This is a genomic window from Salipiger aestuarii (assembly GCF_003259905.1).
Taxonomy (GTDB): domain Bacteria; phylum Pseudomonadota; class Alphaproteobacteria; order Rhodobacterales; family Rhodobacteraceae; genus Salipiger; species Salipiger aestuarii.
Window position 1 is genome coordinate 1 of the sequence record NZ_QLMG01000043.1, and the last position, 16921, is coordinate 16921.

Below are 16921 nucleotides of genomic sequence, written 5' to 3' on the forward strand. Positions count from 1 at the left end.
AAGGTCGGGGAACCCGGACTGCTTGCCCTCGATGATCCCTTTCGCGAAATCGATGGCCCGCGCGACGCCCCGAGCAATGGCAATCCCGAACTCCGCGGCCAGGCTCCGGAGCATGTTGATCAGCTGGGTGCGCTGCCGAACCACGAAATCCCGTGCGCGATGCAGGGAGAGAAGAGCCTGCTGGTCCTCGGACTTGATCTCGACAAAGCGCATCGTCGGTCGCGTCACGGCTTCGCAAATGGCCTCTGCATCGACAGCATCGGACTTGCCCCGTTTCACGTAGGGTTTGACGTACATCGGCGGCATCAGCCGAACAGTATGACCGAGCTTCGTAAGCTCGCGGCCCCAGTGGTGGCTCGATGCGCAGGCCTCGATGCCAATGAGGCAGGGCGACAGTCGCTCGAAGAAGGCCAGCACCTGCGCCCGGCGCAAAGGCCGATTGAAGGCAACTTCTCCGGTCTCGGTAACTCCGTGGACATGGAAGATGTTTTTGGCCAGGTCGAGGCCGACAGTGGTAACTTGCATGGGGTGGCTCCTCTCAATTGCAGATTCTGACACCTGCAGTATGGCGCATCGCGACGCCGGGAGCGGGAGCCATCCACCCCATCTGCTTTGTCGTCGTCGGATCGAACCTGACCACGGTCGGGTTGTCCAGCGTGCCGCCAAAAAGTCCGACCATGTCGGGCCATCTGGCGTAGGTCATGTACAGCCTGGTGCCGCAGTCGCGGCAGAAATGCAGGTGAACGGCCTTGCCGCTGCCTTCGGGCACATGCGTATAGCTGGCCGCACCGCCCCTGGTCAGGTGGAAGTCCGACATCGGCGCGACCGGCAGGATCAGCTGCGCACCGCCCGTGGCGCGCTGGCAGAACCTGCAACAGCAGATCGTCGTCCGGGCGGGTTTTCCCGTCAATCCGTAGGCGACAGCTTCGCAAAGGCAGCGTCCCGTGAGTCCGGCCATGGTCTCGTCCTTTCGCTACATCGCTCCACCCGGCGCGCAGCCCGGGGGCGGGGCGACGCGCAAGGCACCCCCGCCAGCGCGCAAAAAGATCCCCTTGGTCCATCGGGGCGGGAACCAATTGCCGCCCCGCGCCGTTACCCAGTCAGACGCCGGGGCAACGCCCGGCAAAAAATTTGACAAGGGGTTATATAATGACCGGACTCGGTTGGCTTGCAGCCATCATCGTCGGCGGTATCGCCGGCTGGCTGGCGGAACAGTTCATGAAATCCAACATGGGCATCCTTATGAACATCATTCTCGGCATCGTCGGCGCGGTCGTTCTCAACGCGATCCTGATGTTCATCGTTGGCAGCACCCTGGGTGGCTGGATCGGCCAGCTTATCATCGGCTTCATCGGCGCCTGCATCCTCATCGCCATCGCACGGGCCTTCCGCCGCTCGACCTGACCGGCGGTCCTTGTACCACTCACGCGACATTTCTGGCCGCGCGTCCTGACCGACGCGCGGCCATTGCCGTGCCGCCCCCTTGATATCAGCCATTTCCATGCCACCTCCCATGCCATCCGGGGCCCCATGATTTCCGATCTTTCTCTTGCCTATCTGCTGGGCTTGTTCGCGCTGGCGGGGTCTGCCGTGGTTGCCGCTTCGGTGCGCGCCACGGCGCTGGCCGATATCATTGCCGACCGCACCCGGCTGGGCGAAGCGATGGCGGGCGGGGTGTTGCTGGGCGGCGCCACGTCGCTGTCGGGGGTGGTCGTCTCGGTCAGCGCCGCCGCCGGCGGAGACGCCAGTTTCGCCATGTCCAACGCGGTGGGCGGCATCGCCGCGCAGACCCTTTTTCTGGCGGTGGCGGATCTGCTGCACCGGCGTGTCAACCTGGAACACGCCGCCGCCGAGCCTGCGAACCTGTTCCAGGCGGTGATGTTGCTGATCCTGCTCAGCATGCCCATCGCGGCCATGGCGGGGCCGGACATCGCCTATTTCGGCGTCTCGCCGGTGTCGGTGGTGATGTTCCTCGGCTACCTCTGGGGCGTCAAGCTGTCGTCCACGGTCAGCGACGCCCCGATGTGGCGCCCGGTCGAAACCCGTGATACGCGTGTCGACGAACCCGACGCCGACAGCAACCCCGGCGCGCCGGTCACCAGGCCCGCGCTGATCTTTGCCGCGCTGGTGGCGGTCATGGGGCTGTCGGGCTGGGTCATCAGCCAGGTGGCGGGCGAATTCATCACCCGGTTCGATCTGTCGTCCAGCCTGGTGGGCGCGCTGATGACCGCCGTCATCACATCGTTGCCAGAGCTTGTCACCACGCTTGTCGCGGTGCGCCTGGGGGCGCTGCAACTGGCGGTCGGGGGCATCATCGGCGGCAATACGTTCGACACGCTGTTCCTGGTGTTTTCCGATGTGGCCTATCGCGACGGGTCGATCTTTCAGGCGGCGAGCGACGCCGATCTGTACTGGCTGGCCACCGGCATGCTGATGACCGCGATCCTGCTGGGCGGGCTGATCCTGCGCCAGCGCGAAGGCCCGGCCAGCATCGGCATAGAAAGCGTGCTGCTGATCGCCGTCTACGCCTGCGCGGTGGCGGTCGCGTTGCTCGCCTGACCGCTTGACAGGCGCGCGGGCGTCGGGCAACAGCGCGCGGATGACAAGGAAACCGTCGAAACAGCAAGTTTTTACCCTCGTGGTCGAGGTCGGTCGCAAGGCCGGCGACGGGCTGCCCGATGACAGCACCGGCGCGGGACTGATGTGCTACGCCTCTGGCGTCGATGAGGCCGAGGCCGTGCGCGAGACCGTCGCCATCCTCAAGCAGGCGGATATGTCGCCGCTGGATGTCACCGGCTATGGCACGCTGGACGAGCGCATCGAACAGGGGCACGAGATCGACGACGACGAACGCGCGCTGATGACCCGCGCCCTGCTGGAAAATTCGGTGATCGTGGCGCAGGTGACGCCGTTTTTCAACGAAGGCTGACGCGCCGGTCTAGGCGCGGCGCACGCGGTCGCCCGGCCGATCGCCCCCGGCGAAGAGCGCGCCAAGGCCGCCCGCGCCGGGTCCGCAGCGGGTCGGCCCCCGCGTGGCGGTCGTTGGCCGTTTCCGGCCGCTTTGGGCGCCTGTCCTGCCCCGGATGGCGCGCGCGCCGGCGCCGCGGCAGGCAGTGCCAAGGCAGCACAGGCGCGCCCTCTGCGCGCCATTTGCCCTTTGTCCCGCGGGGCTGTAGCCGTTGGGCAACAAAACATCCCGGAGCCGCCCCATGACCACCGATCCCGTCCGTCTGACCGCCGACCTTATCCGCTGTCCCACCGTCACCCCCGCCGAGGGCGGCGCGCTGGTGCTGCTTCAGGACCTGCTTGAAGCGGCGGGCTTTGTCTGTACGCGGGTCGACCGGGGCGAGACGCCGAACCTGTTCGCCCGATGGGGAGACAAGGGCCACGCTCGCAGCTTCGGGTTCAACGGCCATACCGATGTGGTGCCGGTGGGCGACCGCGACGCATGGACAGCCGACCCCTTCGGCGCCGAAATCCGCGACGGCGTGCTGTACGGGCGCGGCGCGACGGACATGAAATCCGGCGTCGCGGCCTTTGCCGCCGCCGCCGTGGATTTCGTCGCCCGAACGCCCCCGGAGGGCGCCATCGTGCTGGCCATCACCGGCGACGAAGAAGGCGACGCCACCGACGGCACCATCGCGCTGCTCGACTGGATGGAGGCCGAGGGCGAGACCATGACCGTGTGCCTCGTGGGCGAACCCACCTGCCCCGACAGGATGGGCGAGATGATAAAGATCGGCCGCCGCGGATCCATGAACGCGTGGTTCACCGTCACCGGGCGGCAGGGCCATTCCGCCTATCCGCACCGCGCGCTCAACCCGCTGCCCGCTCTGGTGCGGCTGATGGACCGACTGGCAAGCCACGAACTGGACAGCGGCACCGCCCATTTCGACCCCTCGACACTGGCTGTGGTCACCGTCGATACCGGCAACCCGGCCACCAACGTGATCCCGGCGCAGGCCCGCGCCACCGTCAACATTCGCTTCAACGACACGCACAGCGGGGCGTCGCTTTCGGAGTGGCTGCAAACCGAGGCGGCGCGGATCGACGCCACCTTCGGCACCACCACCGAAACCCGAATCCGCATCTCGGGCGAAAGCTTTCTGACCCCCCCGGGGGCGCTGTCGGGGCTGGTCAGCGCCGCCGTGCGTGCCGAAACCGGCATCACCCCCGAACTGTCGACGACGGGGGGCACGTCGGATGCGCGCTTTGTCAGATCGCACTGCCCGGTGGTGGAATTCGGCCTTGTGGGCAAGACCATGCACCAGGTGGACGAATGCGTGCCCACGGCGCAGATCGACCAGCTCAAGGCGATCTACACGCGCATTCTGGCAGAGTATTTCGCGGCCTGACGCGTCACCGTTCTGCGGCAATCCGCTGCACTGCCGGAACCCTTCCGGCCGCTGCGCCGTTGGCCATCAGCAATGCGAGGGGACAGCACATGACGGATCTTACCTGCGACGTGGCGGTGATCGGCGCCGGAACCGCCGGGCTCGCCGCCGAGCGCAGCGCGCGCAAGGCCGGCGCGACCACGCTGCTCATTGATCCCGCATTCAACGGCACCACCTGCGCCACGGTGGGCTGCATGCCGTCCAAACTGCTGATCGCCGCCGCCCGAACGGCGCATGAGGCACGCAACGCGGGCGCCCTTGGCATCCGCACGCAGGTGGACATCGACGGCCCCGCCGTGATGCGGCGCCTGCGCGCCCTGCGCGACGATTTCGTCAGCGCGACGCGCGCCGGTATCGACAGGCTGCCCGACGGCGTCCGCATCACGGGGCGCGCGCATTTTACCGGCCCCGACAGGCTCGCGCTTGGCGACGGGCGCAGCATCAGAGCCGGGGCGATCGTCATCGCCACGGGGTCGTCGCCGATGATCCCGCCACCCTACCGGGATCTGCCGCACCACCTGCTGACCAATGAAACGATCTTTGAGCTTCGGGATCTGCCAAAAAGCCTTGCCGTCGTCGGGGCCGGCCCGATCGGTCTGGAACTGGCGCAGGCCATGGCGCGCCTCGGCGTGCGCGTGGCGCTGTTCGATCATTCCGACCGGCTTGGCGGCGTGCGCTGCGACGATGTCCACGACGCCCTGAAACGGACGCTTGCCCGCGACATGGATCTGCATCTGGGGTCCGACCCGGCGCCCTCGGTGCAAGATGGCACGCTGCGGATCGACTGGGGCACGGGGGCAGAGACCTTTGACAAGGTGCTGGTCGCCACGGGTCGTCCCCCCGACATCGCCGGGCTGAACCTTGCCGCTACCGGCCTTGCGCTGAACGACAGGGGCATGCCCGACATCGACCCCGAAAGCCTGCAATGCGGCGATGCGGCGATCTTTGTCGCCGGAGACGCCAACGCCGTGCGCCCGCTGCTGCACGAGGCTTCGGACGAAGGGGCCACCGCCGGACGCAACGCTGTTTCCTATCCCGCCGTGTCCCGCCCGGACCGTGAGGTGCCGCTGGCCATCACCTTTACCGACCCGCCGCTTGTCACCGTGGGCGCGGCGCCCACGCGCAGCGACGCAATCGGCCGCGCCGACTACACCAATCAGGGCCGTGCACGGGTGGAAAACCGCAACGTCGGCCTTGCGCGCATTTATGCCGCGGCCCCCGGCGGGCGGCTGACCGGAGCGGATCTGTTCTGCCCCGGCGCCGACCACATGGGGCACCTGCTGGCGCTTGCCATCGGTCGGGGGCTGAGCGCGACAGACCTGCTGGCGCTGCCGATCTATCATCCGACGCTGGAAGAAGGGCTGAAACCCGCGCTGCGCGACATCTGCAAGGCGGTGCCGCTGAAGATCCCCGCCGACCGCGACACCCGCACACCGCCGGGCGCCTGACCTGTCTGTGCTGCCGGCCTCCGGCACCCCAGCCCCCAGCCCCCGGCCCGCTGAAAAGGCGGCGCCCCCGCCCGACGTCGACCTGTGAAAGATTGCCGATGACGCGCCCCGCGCCCCGTGTTAGCGAAAGACCATGAGCAAGCTGCCGACAAAGGCGGACATCCTCGACTGGATCGCCGCGAACCCGACCCTCACCGCGAAACGTGACATCGCCAAGGCCTTTGCGATCAAGGGGGCTGCGCGGATCGACCTCAAGCGTATCCTCAAGGAGCTTGAGGCCGAAGGCCATCTTGAAAAGCGCAAGAAAACCTATCGCGATCCGGATCGGCTGCCGCCCGTCACCGTGCTTCAGATGAAAGCGCCCGACGCCGACGGCGACCAGTTTGCCCAACCGCTGGAATGGCACGGCGAAGGTGTCGAGCCCATCGTGCTGTATATGCCGCGCGCCACCGATCCCGCGCTTGGGCAAGGCGACCGCATCCTCGCCCGCGTTCAGGTGGTCCACGAAGGCGACCACAATTACGAGGCCCGGCTGGTGCGCCGCATCGGCGCAAGCCCGTCCAAGGTCGTCGGCATCTTTCGCAAATCCGCCGAGGGCGGGCGTATTCAACCCATCGAAAAAGGGTCCGACAAGGAATGGACCGTCGCCCCCGATGCCACCCATGGCGCGCAGGACGGCGAACTGGTCGAGGCGGAACAGGCCGGGCCCAAGACCACCCGAATGGGCCTGCCCCGCGCCCGTATCGTGACCCGGTTGGGCGATCCGACCGCCCCGCGCGCCGTGTCGCTGATCGCGATCCACCAGCACGGCATTCCCGACGATTTCCCGCAGGACGTGCTGAACGAGGCCGACGCAATGACGCCCGCGGGGCTTTCGGGGCGCACCGATCTGCGCGACCTGCCGCTGATTACCATCGACCCTTCCGATGCGCGCGACCACGACGATGCGGTGTTTGCCGAACCCGATGATTCGGCCGGCAATCCCGGCGGGCATATCATCTGGGTCGCCATCGCCGATGTGGCGCATTATGTGCGGCCGGGCAGCAAACTGGACCGCGAGGCCAAGCTGCGCGGCAATTCCAGCTATTTCCCCGACCGGGTCGTGCCAATGTTGCCCGACCGGCTGTCGGGCGATCTGTGTTCGCTGCACGAAGGCGTGCCGCGCGCCTGCATCGCGGTGCGCATGGTGATCAATGCCCAGGGCGAGAAGCTGTCGCAGAAATTCCTGCGCGGGCTGATGCGCTCGCCCGCGTCGCTGACCTATCAAGAGGTGCAGGCGGCGCAGGACGGCGCCCCCAACGACACATGCGGCCCCCTGATGGAGCCGGTGATCGCGCCCCTGTACGCCGCCTATGCCGCGCTGCGCGATGCGCGCGCCCGGCGCCAGCCGCTGGATCTTGACCTGCCCGAACGCCGCGTCGTGCTGTCGGATGAGGGCAAGGTCACATCGGTCAATTTCGTCGACCGGCTGGATGCGCACAGGCTGATCGAGGAATTCATGATCCTCGCCAATGTTGCCGCCGCCGAGACGCTGATCGCCAGACGCACGCCCCTGCTGTTCCGCGTCCACGAGGAACCGCCCAAGGACAAGCTGGACAGCCTGCGCGAAACCGCCGAGTCCGCTGGCCTGACGCTGGCCAAGGGGCAGGTGCTGAAAACCGCCCACCTCAACAAGCTGTTGCACGATGCGGCAGGGCGCGAAGATGCCGAACTGATCAACCTGGCCACCCTGCGCAGCATGACGCAGGCGTATTATTCGCCCACCAATTTTGGCCATTTCGGTCTGGCACTGCGCAACTACGGGCATTTCACCTCGCCCATCCGACGCTATGCCGACCTTGTCGTGCATCGCGGGCTGATCCGCGCCCATGGTTGGGGCGACGACGGACTGACTGATGACGAAATCGAGCATCTCGAACCCACCGGCCAGCACATCAGCGACACCGAACGGCGCAGCATGATCGCCGAGCGTGACACCAACGACCGCTACCTTGCCGCCTATCTGTCAGACCGCATCGGCGCGGAATTTGGCGGGCGCATCAGCGGCATAGCAAAGTTCGGCGTGTTTGTGAAACTCGACGGTACCGGCGCTGACGGGCTGGTGCCGATGCGCAACCTTGGCAACGAATATTTTCATTTCGACCGGGATGCGGGCACGCTGATGGGGTCGGAATCCGGCATCGTCATTGCGCTGGGACAACGGGTCAAGGTGCGCTTGGTCGATGCTGCCCCGATCACCGGCGGCATCGGGCTGGACCTTCTGGAAATCGACGGGGCAGAAATGCCCCAAAGCCGCGGGCGTCCGTCGCGCGGCGGCTTCAAGGGCAAGCGCAACTGGGGCAAGGCGCCCCGGCGCGGGCCGGGCAAGCCTTCGGGTGGGCCGTCGACACCCGAAAGGCGCAAGGAAACCACCGCCAAGCGCAAGGATGCCAAGACCGCCCGCAAGGTCACCCGCAAGCGCCGAACGCAGTGAGCGCGGTTACAGACGGTCTCCGAACGCGTTCAGCACCGTCTGATACACCTCACGCTTGAAGGGGACGATCTGCCCGACCACCTCGGACGCGGGCAGCCAGCGCCAGACCGAAAATTCGGGATGGTCCGTGGCGATGTCGACCTGATCGTCGCTGCCATGAAACCGCATCAGGAACCATTTCTGTTCCTGCCCGCGATAGCGGCCCTTCCAGATGCGGGGCACGATGTCGTGGGGCAGATCGTATGTGACCCAATCGTCGGTTTCCGCCTCGACCGTGACAAGATCGGCGGTGACGCCAGTTTCTTCCCACAGCTCGCGCAGGGCGGCGTCGCGCGGCGCCTCGCCCTTGTCGATGCCGCCCTGGGGCATCTGCCAGGCGGGCAGTTCGCTGTCGATGCGCTGGCCGACAAACACCTCGTTCGCGGCATTGGCCAGCATCACGCCGACGCAGGGGCGATAGGGCAGTTTGGCGATCTGTTCGGGGGTCATGCGGGGCCTCGGGAGAGTAACGAAAAGGGGGAGGAAAGATCTTTCCGCCCCCTTCTGATCAGTCTGCGCTGCCCGTTTCAAGCACGTTCAGCCCCTTGAGGATGTCGATGGCATAGGCCAGCTGGTAATCCTCGATCCGCAGGGCGGCGGCTTCTTCGGCGCGGGTGCGGTCTTCTTCGATCTGGCGGATTTCGTCTTCGGTCAGGCTGTCGTTGTCCAGACGCCCGCGCAGATCCGCCTCGGAGCGGCGGAAGGGGTTGTTGGCGTCCTCTTCCTCGGTCGGGTTTTCGGCGCGGCGGGGTTGTTCGACGACGATGTCGGGCGACACGCCCAACGCCTGGATCGACCGGCCCGAGGGTGTGTAATACCGCGCCGTGGTCAGGCGCATCGCCCCATCGCCCCGCACCGGCATGACCGTCTGCACGGATCCCTTGCCAAATGTCTTGGTGCCCACCACCACCGCGCGGTGATGATCCTTGAGCGCACCGGCGACGATTTCCGAGGCCGAGGCAGACCCGCCATTCACCAGCACCACCATCGGCTTGCCGCTGGTCAGGTCGCCCTCGGTCGCGTTGTAGCGTTCGCCGTCCTGCGGGTCGCGGCCACGGGTGGACACGATTTCCCCCTTGTCGAGGAACGCATCCGAGACCTTGATCGCCTGGGTCAGCAGGCCGCCGGGGTTGTTGCGCAGGTCAAGCACGATACCGTTCACGGCATCCATGCCGCCCGCTTCGTCAATGCGTTCCTGAAGCCCCTCGGCGAGGTTGGGATAGGTCTGGTCGTTGAACGTGGTCACACGCAGAACCACCGTGTTGCCTTCAAGCCGGGTGCGCACGGCGGTCAGGGTGATGGTGTCGCGGGTAATGGTCACATCAAAGGGTTCGTCCGTGCCTTCGCGCGCCACGGTGATCACGATCTCGGACCCGACCGGGCCGCGCATCATGTCGACTGCCTCGTCGAGCGTCAGCCCGAGCACCGATTCGCCATCCACATGGGTGATGAAATCGCCCGCCATGATCCCGGCTTCGGCGGCAGGCGTGTCGTCGATCGGCGACACGACCTTGATAAAGCCGTCTTCCTGCGTGACCTCGATGCCCAGACCGCCGAATTCGCCGCGCGTCTGCACGCGCATGTCTTCGGCATCGTCGGGGGGAAGGTAGCTGGAATGCGGATCGAGCGAGGTCAGCATGCCGTTGATCGCCGCCTCGATCAGTTCAGAGGGTTCGACGTCTTCGACATATTGCGCGCGAATGCGTTCGAAAAGATCGCCAAAAAGGTCGAGCTGTTCGTAGACACTGGCCTTGGTGGCCTGTTCCTGCGCCACCAGCGGTCCGACGAATTGCGTCGTGGCCACGACGCCTGCGACCGTTCCGCCAAGCGCGGCCATCACGAATTTGTTCATGCGCATCCTATCTTACGTCATCCCTTGACCGCCAGCGAACCCGCCGGCCTGCGACCTTTTGCGGCCCGCGAAGTTACCGGCCCGCGAACCAGGTCAGCGGATCGACCGGACCGTCGCCTTGCCTCACCTCTATATAGAGCGTTTCCGTGCGTCCAGCGCCAGCCCCTTCAACAGATGGTGACGGGTTGTCGCCGTCATAACCGCCCCCCATCAGGCCGACGGGGCTGCCTTCGGGCAAAACCTGCCCGGCCTCGCCGTAAATCACCTGCAACCCGGCCAGAACGAACAACAGATCGGGCTGCGGTTCAAGGATTGTGACCAGCCCGTAATCCAGCAGCGGCCCGGCATAGCGCACGGTGGCGGCGGTGGGCGTGGTGACCAGCGCCTCGGGCTGGGCCGCGATGACGATGCCGGGGCGGGCGACACCGGCGGCGTCCGCTTCGCCCGCGCGGCGCAGGATCTGGCCCTGCACGGGCAGTTCCAGCGCGCCCTTGCGGTCGTCGATGGGCGGCAGGTTGTTCAGCTTTTCATCGCCGGCGATTTCCGACAGCCCGCTGGCAAAGCCTTCGAGCGTTTCGGTCGAGGAAATCAGGATGGCCGCGCGCACCGGATCTTCGGTAAAGCGCATCGGCAGGTCCGTGCGGTCGGCAATGGCCTGCGACAGTTCGGTGCGCGCGCGCTGTACGCCCGACAACCCCTCGCGCAGGGTTTCGGCGGCGCTTTGCTGAAGGGTGCGCAGGTTGGTGACCTCGGTCAGGTCCCCCTGCAAGCGCCGCGCCTCGGCCGCCAGACCGGGGGTCACCGACGCAAGCATCATCCCCGCCCGCGCGGCCCCCACCGGCCCTTGCGGGTGCAACATCGCCGAGGGCGCCGCCTTGCCGCCCATGCTGGACAGAACGCCCAGCAACCGGGCGATTTCGGCTTCCTGGCTTTGCAGCTTGCGGCTGAGTTCGGTCTCGCGGATCGCCGCCTCGCGCAGGCCGTCGCGCATGGCGGCAAGCCCGGCCTCATAGGCCTGCACGGTCCGGGTCAGGGCGCGCACCCGGTCGCGCGAGCTGTCGGCGCGGTCAAGCTGGACCGACGCGTCCTCAAGCGCGCGGGCCGCCTGGCGGGCGGCGTCGGCCTGATCCTGCGCCGAGGCCGCGCCGGCCCACAGCGCGAACGCCAGCCCGGCATAGCGCGTCCGCCGTTTCACGCGATCAGGCTCTTTCCGGTCATCTCGGCGGGTTTTTCCAGCCCCATGATCTGCAACAAGGTCGGCGCCACATCCCCGAGCTTGCCATCGCGCAGGGTTGCGCCGTCGGGTCCGCCCCACATGATAACCGGCACAAGGTTGGTGGTGTGCGCGGTGTGCGGCCCGTTGGTGGCCTCGTCCCACATGGTTTCGCAATTGCCGTGATCGGCGATGACGATCATCGCGCCCCCGGCCTTTTCCAGCGCGGCCAGCACCCGGCCCAGACCGTCATCCACCGCCTCGCAGGCTGCGACGGCGGCTTCCAGAACGCCGGTATGACCCACCATGTCGGGGTTGGCGAAATTGGTGACGATCAGATCGTAGGTGCCGCTTTCGATGGCCGCGACAAAGCGGTCGGCGACCTCGGGTTCGGACATTTCCGGTTGCAGATCGTAGGTGGCGACCTTGGGGGACAAGGGCATGAAACGGTCTTCGCCCACTTCGGGTTCTTCCTTGCCGCCGTTCAGAAAGAAAGTGACGTGCGGATATTTCTCGGTCTCGGCCAGACGGAACTGGCGCAAGCCGTGCTGTGCGACCCAGGACCCCAGCGTATTGACGATTTTCTGCTTGGGATAGGCAGTGGTCATGAAGGCGTTATGTGCCTCGGAATAATCAACCATCCCCAGCAGCGCGCTGAGTTTCGGCAGATCGCGCGCGAAGGCGTCGAACGCCGGATCGCCGATCGCGCTCAGGATCTCACGCGCGCGGTCGGCGCGGAAATTCATGCAAAACATCCCGTCGTTCGCCCGCAGGCCGGTGTAGCCGTCGATCACCGTGGCGGGGATGAATTCGTCTGTCTTGTCCTTGGCATAGCTTTGACGTACCGCGCTGACCGCATCGGGCGCGGTGTCGCCCTTGCCCAGGATCATCGCACCGTACGCCTGCTGCACCCGTTCCCAGCGGTTGTCCCGGTCCATGGCATAATAGCGCCCGGTGACGGTGCCGATGGACGCGCCGTCGGGCAGGCTGTCGACCAGGTCGCGGATGAAGTCCTCGCCGGATTTCGGCGCCACGTCGCGCCCGTCGGTGATGGCGTGAATGACAACCTCGCACCCCAGATCGACCAGCATCTTCACAGTCGCCTTGATGTGGGCGATGTGCCCGTGGACGCCCCCGTCAGAGGCGACGCCCATCAGATGCGCGCGCCCGCCCGCCCGATTGACCCGCGCGGCGAAATCCTTGATCGCGGCATTGTCGAAGAAACTGCCGTCTTCGATGGCAAGGTCGATCTGCCCCAGATCCATCGCCACCACGCGCCCCGCGCCGATGTTGGTGTGCCCGACTTCGGAATTGCCCATCTGGCCCGACGGCAGCCCCACCTCGGGGCCAAAGGTCACCAGCGTGGCATTGGGGCAGGTGGCGAAAAGCTTGTCCATGTTCGGGGTGCGCGCCAGCTTTGGCGCGTTGTATGCGGCCGCATCGCGCAGGCCCCATCCGTCAAGAATGGTCAGGACAACGGGTTTCGGCGTGGTCATGGCAAGGCCCTCCTGCTGCGTCGCACGCAGGCATAGCAGGCCCGCGCCGGGATGTGGAGAGGATGCGGCATCGAATCCCCCGAGGGGCTGGTGCGACCGCCCCCGTTGCGCTACGTCCGGCGCGTCAGCAGTGCGGAGACCGGAATGGACCATTTTCTCTATCGCGACGGGCAGCTTTACGCCGAAGACGTGCCGGTGCCCGAAATCGCCGCCGCTGTCGGTACACCGGCCTATATCTATTCCACCGCGACCCTGCTGCGCCACTACAGGTTGTTCGACGAGGCGCTGTCCTGGGGCCCGCATCTGATCTGCTACGCGATGAAGGCGGCGTCCAATCAGGCGATCCTGAAAACCCTCGCCGACGCGGGTGCCGGCATGGACGTGGTATCTGGCGGCGAATACGCCCGCGCCAAGGCCGCCGGCGTGCCGGGCGATCGCATCGTGTTTTCCGGCATCGGCAAGACCCGCGATGAAATCCGCACCGCGCTGGAAGGCGGAGTGCGTCAGTTCAACATCGAAAGCGAACCCGAGATGCAGGTCATTTCGGAAATCGCCGCCGCCATGGGCGTTGTCGCGCCGGTAACCGTGCGGGTGAACCCGGATGTCGACGCGAAAACCCACGCCAAGATCGCCACCGGAAAATCCGAGAACAAGTTCGGCATCCCGATTGCCCGCGCGCGGGGGATCTACGCCGAAATCGCCCGGCTTCCGGGACTGAAGGCGGTGGGGATTGATGTGCACATCGGATCTCAGCTGACCGATCTGGACCCGTTCGCGCTGGCCTATCGCAAGGTCGCCGCGCTGACCGAAACGCTGCGCGCCGACGGGCATGACATCGGCCGGCTGGACCTTGGGGGCGGCCTTGGCATCCCCTACACCCGCGCCAATGACGCGCCGCCCCTGCCGGTCGAATACGGCGCTGTCGTGCAGCGCGAACTGGGTCACCTGGGCTGTGAGATCGAGATCGAGCCCGGCCGCCTGATCGCCGGCAACGCGGGCATCCTGCTGTCGCGGGTGATCTACCTGAAAGAAGGCGAAGGGCGCAATTTCCTGATCCTTGACGCGGCGATGAACGACCTGATCCGGCCCGCCATGTACGAAGCCTACCACGACATCGTGCCGGTCATCGAACCTGCTGCGGGCGCCGAACAGTCGCCGTTTGACGTGGTCGGGCCAGTCTGCGAATCCGGCGATACCTTTGCCAGAGGCCGGATGATGCCATCGCTCCGGGCGGGCGATCTTGTCGCGTTCCGCTCGGCGGGCGCTTACGGTTCGGTAATGGCTTCCGAGTACAATACGCGGGCACTTGTTCCCGAAGTGCTGGTGAAAAATGATCAATTCGCTGTCATACGGCGCCGCCCCTCCTTTGAGGAAATGATAAACCGCGATAGCCTGCCCGAGTGGCTGTAGGGCGTTCCCCCTTCGGCCCGGACCGAAGGAGACGTTCATGCCATCGCCCGAGAGCACGCCGCCCGAGATCCTGAAACCCGTCAGGTGGCCGCTCAGGCTGACGCTTTGGGGAATGACCGCCGAAAGGCTGACCCGGGCCTTCTGGCCACTCTGGTCGCTTGCGATCGCCATGCTGGCCCTGATGATGTTGGGGATTCAGGATCTGGTCGCGGTGGAATGGGTCTGGGCTGCGGGGGCGGCATTCGCCCTGGCGCTGGGTTGGGCCGCGTGGCGCGGGGCGCGCCTGTTCCGCGCGCCGCGCCAATCCGAGGCGCTGGCGCGGCTGGATGCCTCACTGGATGGCAATCCGATTCAGGCCGCTCTTGACGATCAGGCCATCGGGGCCGCCGATGTCGGATCCCAGGCGGTGTGGGATGCGCACCAACGCCGGATGCGCGACCGACTTGCCCAGGCCAAGGCTGTGGAACCCGACCTGCGGGTCGCGCGCGCCGACCCCTTTGCCCTGCGCTACGTCGCGCTGCTCGCCTTTGCCGCGGCGCTTGTGTTCGGGTCGTTCCTGCGCGTCTCATCCGTGACCGCGATGGGGCCGACCGGCGCCGATCTGGCCTCTGGCCCCGCGTGGGAAGGCTGGATGGAACCGCCCGGCTACACACGCCTTCCTTCGGTCTATCTCAATGACATCACCGCCGCTGGCATCGACGTGCCCGAAGGCGCGCGGATCACCCTGCGCATGTATGGCGAAGTCGGCGCGCTCAACATCGCCGAAACCGTGTCGGACCGACCGCTGCCGCCCGACGGCACCGATGCGACAGCGCAGGATTTCCAGGTTGCGAGTTCCGGGCGCATCGCCATCGACGGTCCCGGCGGGCGGGCATGGGACATCAGCATGAAACCCGACGCCGCCCCCACGGTGCGCCCCGAGGGCGAGATCGAATCAAGCTATGAGGGTGACGCGCAGATCCCCTTTGCCGCGACGGACGATTACGGCGTTGTCGCCGGTACCGCCCGCATGACGCTGGCGCTGGACGCGGTCGACCGGCGCTACCTGCTGACCCCCGACCCCGAACCGCAGCCCGCGATCGAGGTGCCGTTGCCCATGCCCATCGCCGGCGCGCGCGACGATTTCACCGAAGTTCTGGTCGAGAATTTTTCCCAGCACCCTTGGGCGAACTTGCCCGTAAAGCTGGAACTGGGGGTCGAGGACGAGGCCGGCCAGAAAGGCTGGTCCGATACCGAGATCATCACCCTGCCGGGGCGCCGATTCTTCGATCCGGTCGCCGCGTCGGTGGTCGAACTGCGCCGCGCGCTGCTGTGGACCCGTGGCAATGTTCCCGAGATCACGCGGATGATGCGCGCCATCGCCAACCTGCCCGACGACCTGTTCCGCTCGGCCGTCCCATTCTTGCGGATGCGTGCGATCCTTGGCGATCTCGAACAGGCCGGGCCGGGGATGCCCGACGCGACGCGCGCAGACATCGCCCTTGCGATGTGGGACCTGGCGATGCTGTTGGAAGAAGGCGACCTTGCCTCGGCGCTGGAACGGTTGCAGCGCGCGCAGGAACGGCTGAACGAGGCGATGAAGAACGGCGCCTCGGATCAGGAAATTGCCGGTCTGATGCAGGAACTGCGCGAGGCGACCGACGATTATCTGCGCCAGTTGTCGCGGCAGGCCCAGCAGAATGCCGATCGGAACCCCGAGATGGCTCAGAACCAGGGCACCATGGAAATGAGCCAGAACGACCTGCAACGCATGATGGATCGGATTCAGGAGCTGATGGAAGAAGGTCGCATGGCCGAGGCACAGGAAGCGCTGCGCCAGCTTCAGGAAATGATGGAGAACATGCAGGTCACCCAAGGTCAGGGCGGCCAATCCCCCGGTGAGCAGGCCATGGAAGGACTGGGCGAAACGCTGCGCGAACAGCAAGGCCTGTCCGACGAGGCGTTCCGCCAGTTGCAGGACCAGTTCAACCCCGGTCCGCAAGGCCAACAGGGGCCGGGGCAGCAAGGCCAGGCCCCGCGTCCAGGGCAGAACCGGCAGCCGGGTCAGGGGCAAGGCGAACAGCAAGGCCAGGGTCAGGGGCAGAGTCAGGGATCTTTGCGCGACCAGCTCGCCGACCGGCAAGAGGATCTGCGCGGTGAACTCAACCGCCAAAGCCAAAACCTGCCGGGCGCAGGGACCGAGCCCGGCGAAAGCGCCCGCGACGCGCTGCGCCGCGCCGAAGAGGCCATGGACAACGCCGAAGATTCCCTGCGCCAGGACGATCTGGCCGGGGCCATCGACGACCAGTCCCGCGCGATGGAGGCGCTGCGCGAGGGTATGCGCGATCTTGGCGAAGCGATGTCCCAGCAACAGCAGCAAAACCGGGGACAGCAAGGCCAGATGCAAGGTGACAACCCCGGTCAGCAGCGCGATCCACTGGGGCGCAATGCCGGGTCCAACGGCAACATCGGTTCGGACGAGAACATGGTTCAGGATCAGGATGTCTATCGCCGCGCCCGCGAATTGCTTGACGAGATCCGCCGCCGCTCGGGCGAGGGCGAGCGCCCGCAGGCCGAACTGGACTACCTGGAACGTCTTCTGGAACGGTTCTGACCA

The 16921-nt window shown here is 66.4% G+C and carries 14 protein-coding genes; 8 read left to right on the forward strand and 6 right to left on the reverse strand.

The window, feature by feature from the left end; all coding sequences use genetic code 11:
• A partial coding sequence (locus ATI53_RS17830; protein ID WP_111551026.1) for an IS110 family RNA-guided transposase occupies positions 1–525 on the reverse strand: 525 nt, incomplete at its 3' end.
• 13 nt (positions 526–538) lie between these two features.
• Entirely contained in the window at positions 539–958 is a 420-nt protein-coding gene (locus ATI53_RS17835) for a GFA family protein (protein ID WP_111551015.1), read from the reverse strand.
• A 191-nt stretch (positions 959–1149) separates the two neighbouring features.
• Here ATI53_RS17835 and ATI53_RS17840 point away from each other — a divergent pair, with 191 nt between their 5' ends.
• The 6 genes from ATI53_RS17840 (at position 1150) to rnr (ending at position 8315) form a co-directional block, all read left to right on the forward strand.
• On the forward strand, positions 1150–1404 hold the full coding sequence (locus ATI53_RS17840; protein ID WP_009504900.1) for a GlsB/YeaQ/YmgE family stress response membrane protein: 255 nt from the start codon (positions 1150–1152) through the stop codon (positions 1402–1404).
• A 126-nt stretch (positions 1405–1530) separates the two neighbouring features.
• Positions 1531–2559, forward strand: coding sequence for a sodium:calcium antiporter (locus ATI53_RS17845; RefSeq protein ID WP_009504901.1), 1029 nt, complete (start codon positions 1531–1533; stop codon positions 2557–2559).
• A 40-nt stretch (positions 2560–2599) separates the two neighbouring features.
• Entirely contained in the window at positions 2600–2929 is a 330-nt protein-coding gene (locus ATI53_RS17850) for a DUF8846 family protein (protein WP_111551016.1), read from the forward strand.
• Between the two features lie 280 nt (positions 2930–3209).
• Positions 3210–4355: a succinyl-diaminopimelate desuccinylase gene (dapE, locus tag ATI53_RS17860; protein WP_009502996.1), complete on the forward strand. Its 1146-nt coding sequence runs from the start codon at positions 3210–3212 to the stop codon at positions 4353–4355.
• 89 nt (positions 4356–4444) lie between these two features.
• Positions 4445–5842: a dihydrolipoyl dehydrogenase gene (locus ATI53_RS17865; RefSeq protein WP_111551018.1), complete on the forward strand. Its 1398-nt coding sequence runs from the start codon at positions 4445–4447 to the stop codon at positions 5840–5842.
• Between the two features lie 133 nt (positions 5843–5975).
• Entirely contained in the window at positions 5976–8315 is a 2340-nt protein-coding gene (rnr, locus tag ATI53_RS17870) for a ribonuclease R (protein ID WP_111551019.1), read from the forward strand.
• Positions 8316–8321: 6 nt separating this feature from the next.
• Here the strand turns inward: rnr and ATI53_RS17875 are convergent, their stop codons facing one another.
• The 4 genes from ATI53_RS17875 to gpmI all read right to left on the reverse strand — a co-directional run bounded on the left by ATI53_RS17875 (position 8322) and on the right by gpmI (position 12915).
• Positions 8322–8804, reverse strand: coding sequence for an RNA pyrophosphohydrolase (locus ATI53_RS17875; protein WP_009502999.1), 483 nt, complete (start codon positions 8802–8804; stop codon positions 8322–8324).
• 58 nt (positions 8805–8862) lie between these two features.
• Positions 8863–10206, reverse strand: coding sequence for a S41 family peptidase (locus ATI53_RS17880; protein WP_111551020.1), 1344 nt, complete (start codon positions 10204–10206; stop codon positions 8863–8865).
• Between the two features lie 73 nt (positions 10207–10279).
• On the reverse strand, positions 10280–11401 hold the full coding sequence (locus ATI53_RS17885; protein WP_009503001.1) for a murein hydrolase activator EnvC family protein: 1122 nt from the start codon (positions 11399–11401) through the stop codon (positions 10280–10282).
• The gene (gene gpmI, locus ATI53_RS17890) at positions 11398–12915 is read right to left on the reverse strand and encodes a 2,3-bisphosphoglycerate-independent phosphoglycerate mutase (protein ID WP_111551021.1); all 1518 of its coding nucleotides are present in this window, start codon (positions 12913–12915) and stop codon (positions 11398–11400) included. The genes ATI53_RS17885 and gpmI overlap by 4 nt, the downstream gene beginning before the upstream one ends.
• Positions 12916–13059: 144 nt before the next feature.
• Here gpmI and lysA point away from each other — a divergent pair, with 144 nt between their 5' ends.
• Together lysA and ATI53_RS17900 are read left to right on the forward strand one after the other, a co-directional pair.
• Positions 13060–14325: a diaminopimelate decarboxylase gene (gene lysA, locus ATI53_RS17895; protein WP_009503003.1), complete on the forward strand. Its 1266-nt coding sequence runs from the start codon at positions 13060–13062 to the stop codon at positions 14323–14325.
• 37 nt (positions 14326–14362) lie between these two features.
• Positions 14363–16918, forward strand: a complete 2556-nt coding sequence (locus tag ATI53_RS17900) for a TIGR02302 family protein (RefSeq protein ID WP_111551022.1) — start codon at positions 14363–14365, stop codon at positions 16916–16918.
• Positions 16919–16921 lie beyond the last annotated feature (3 nt).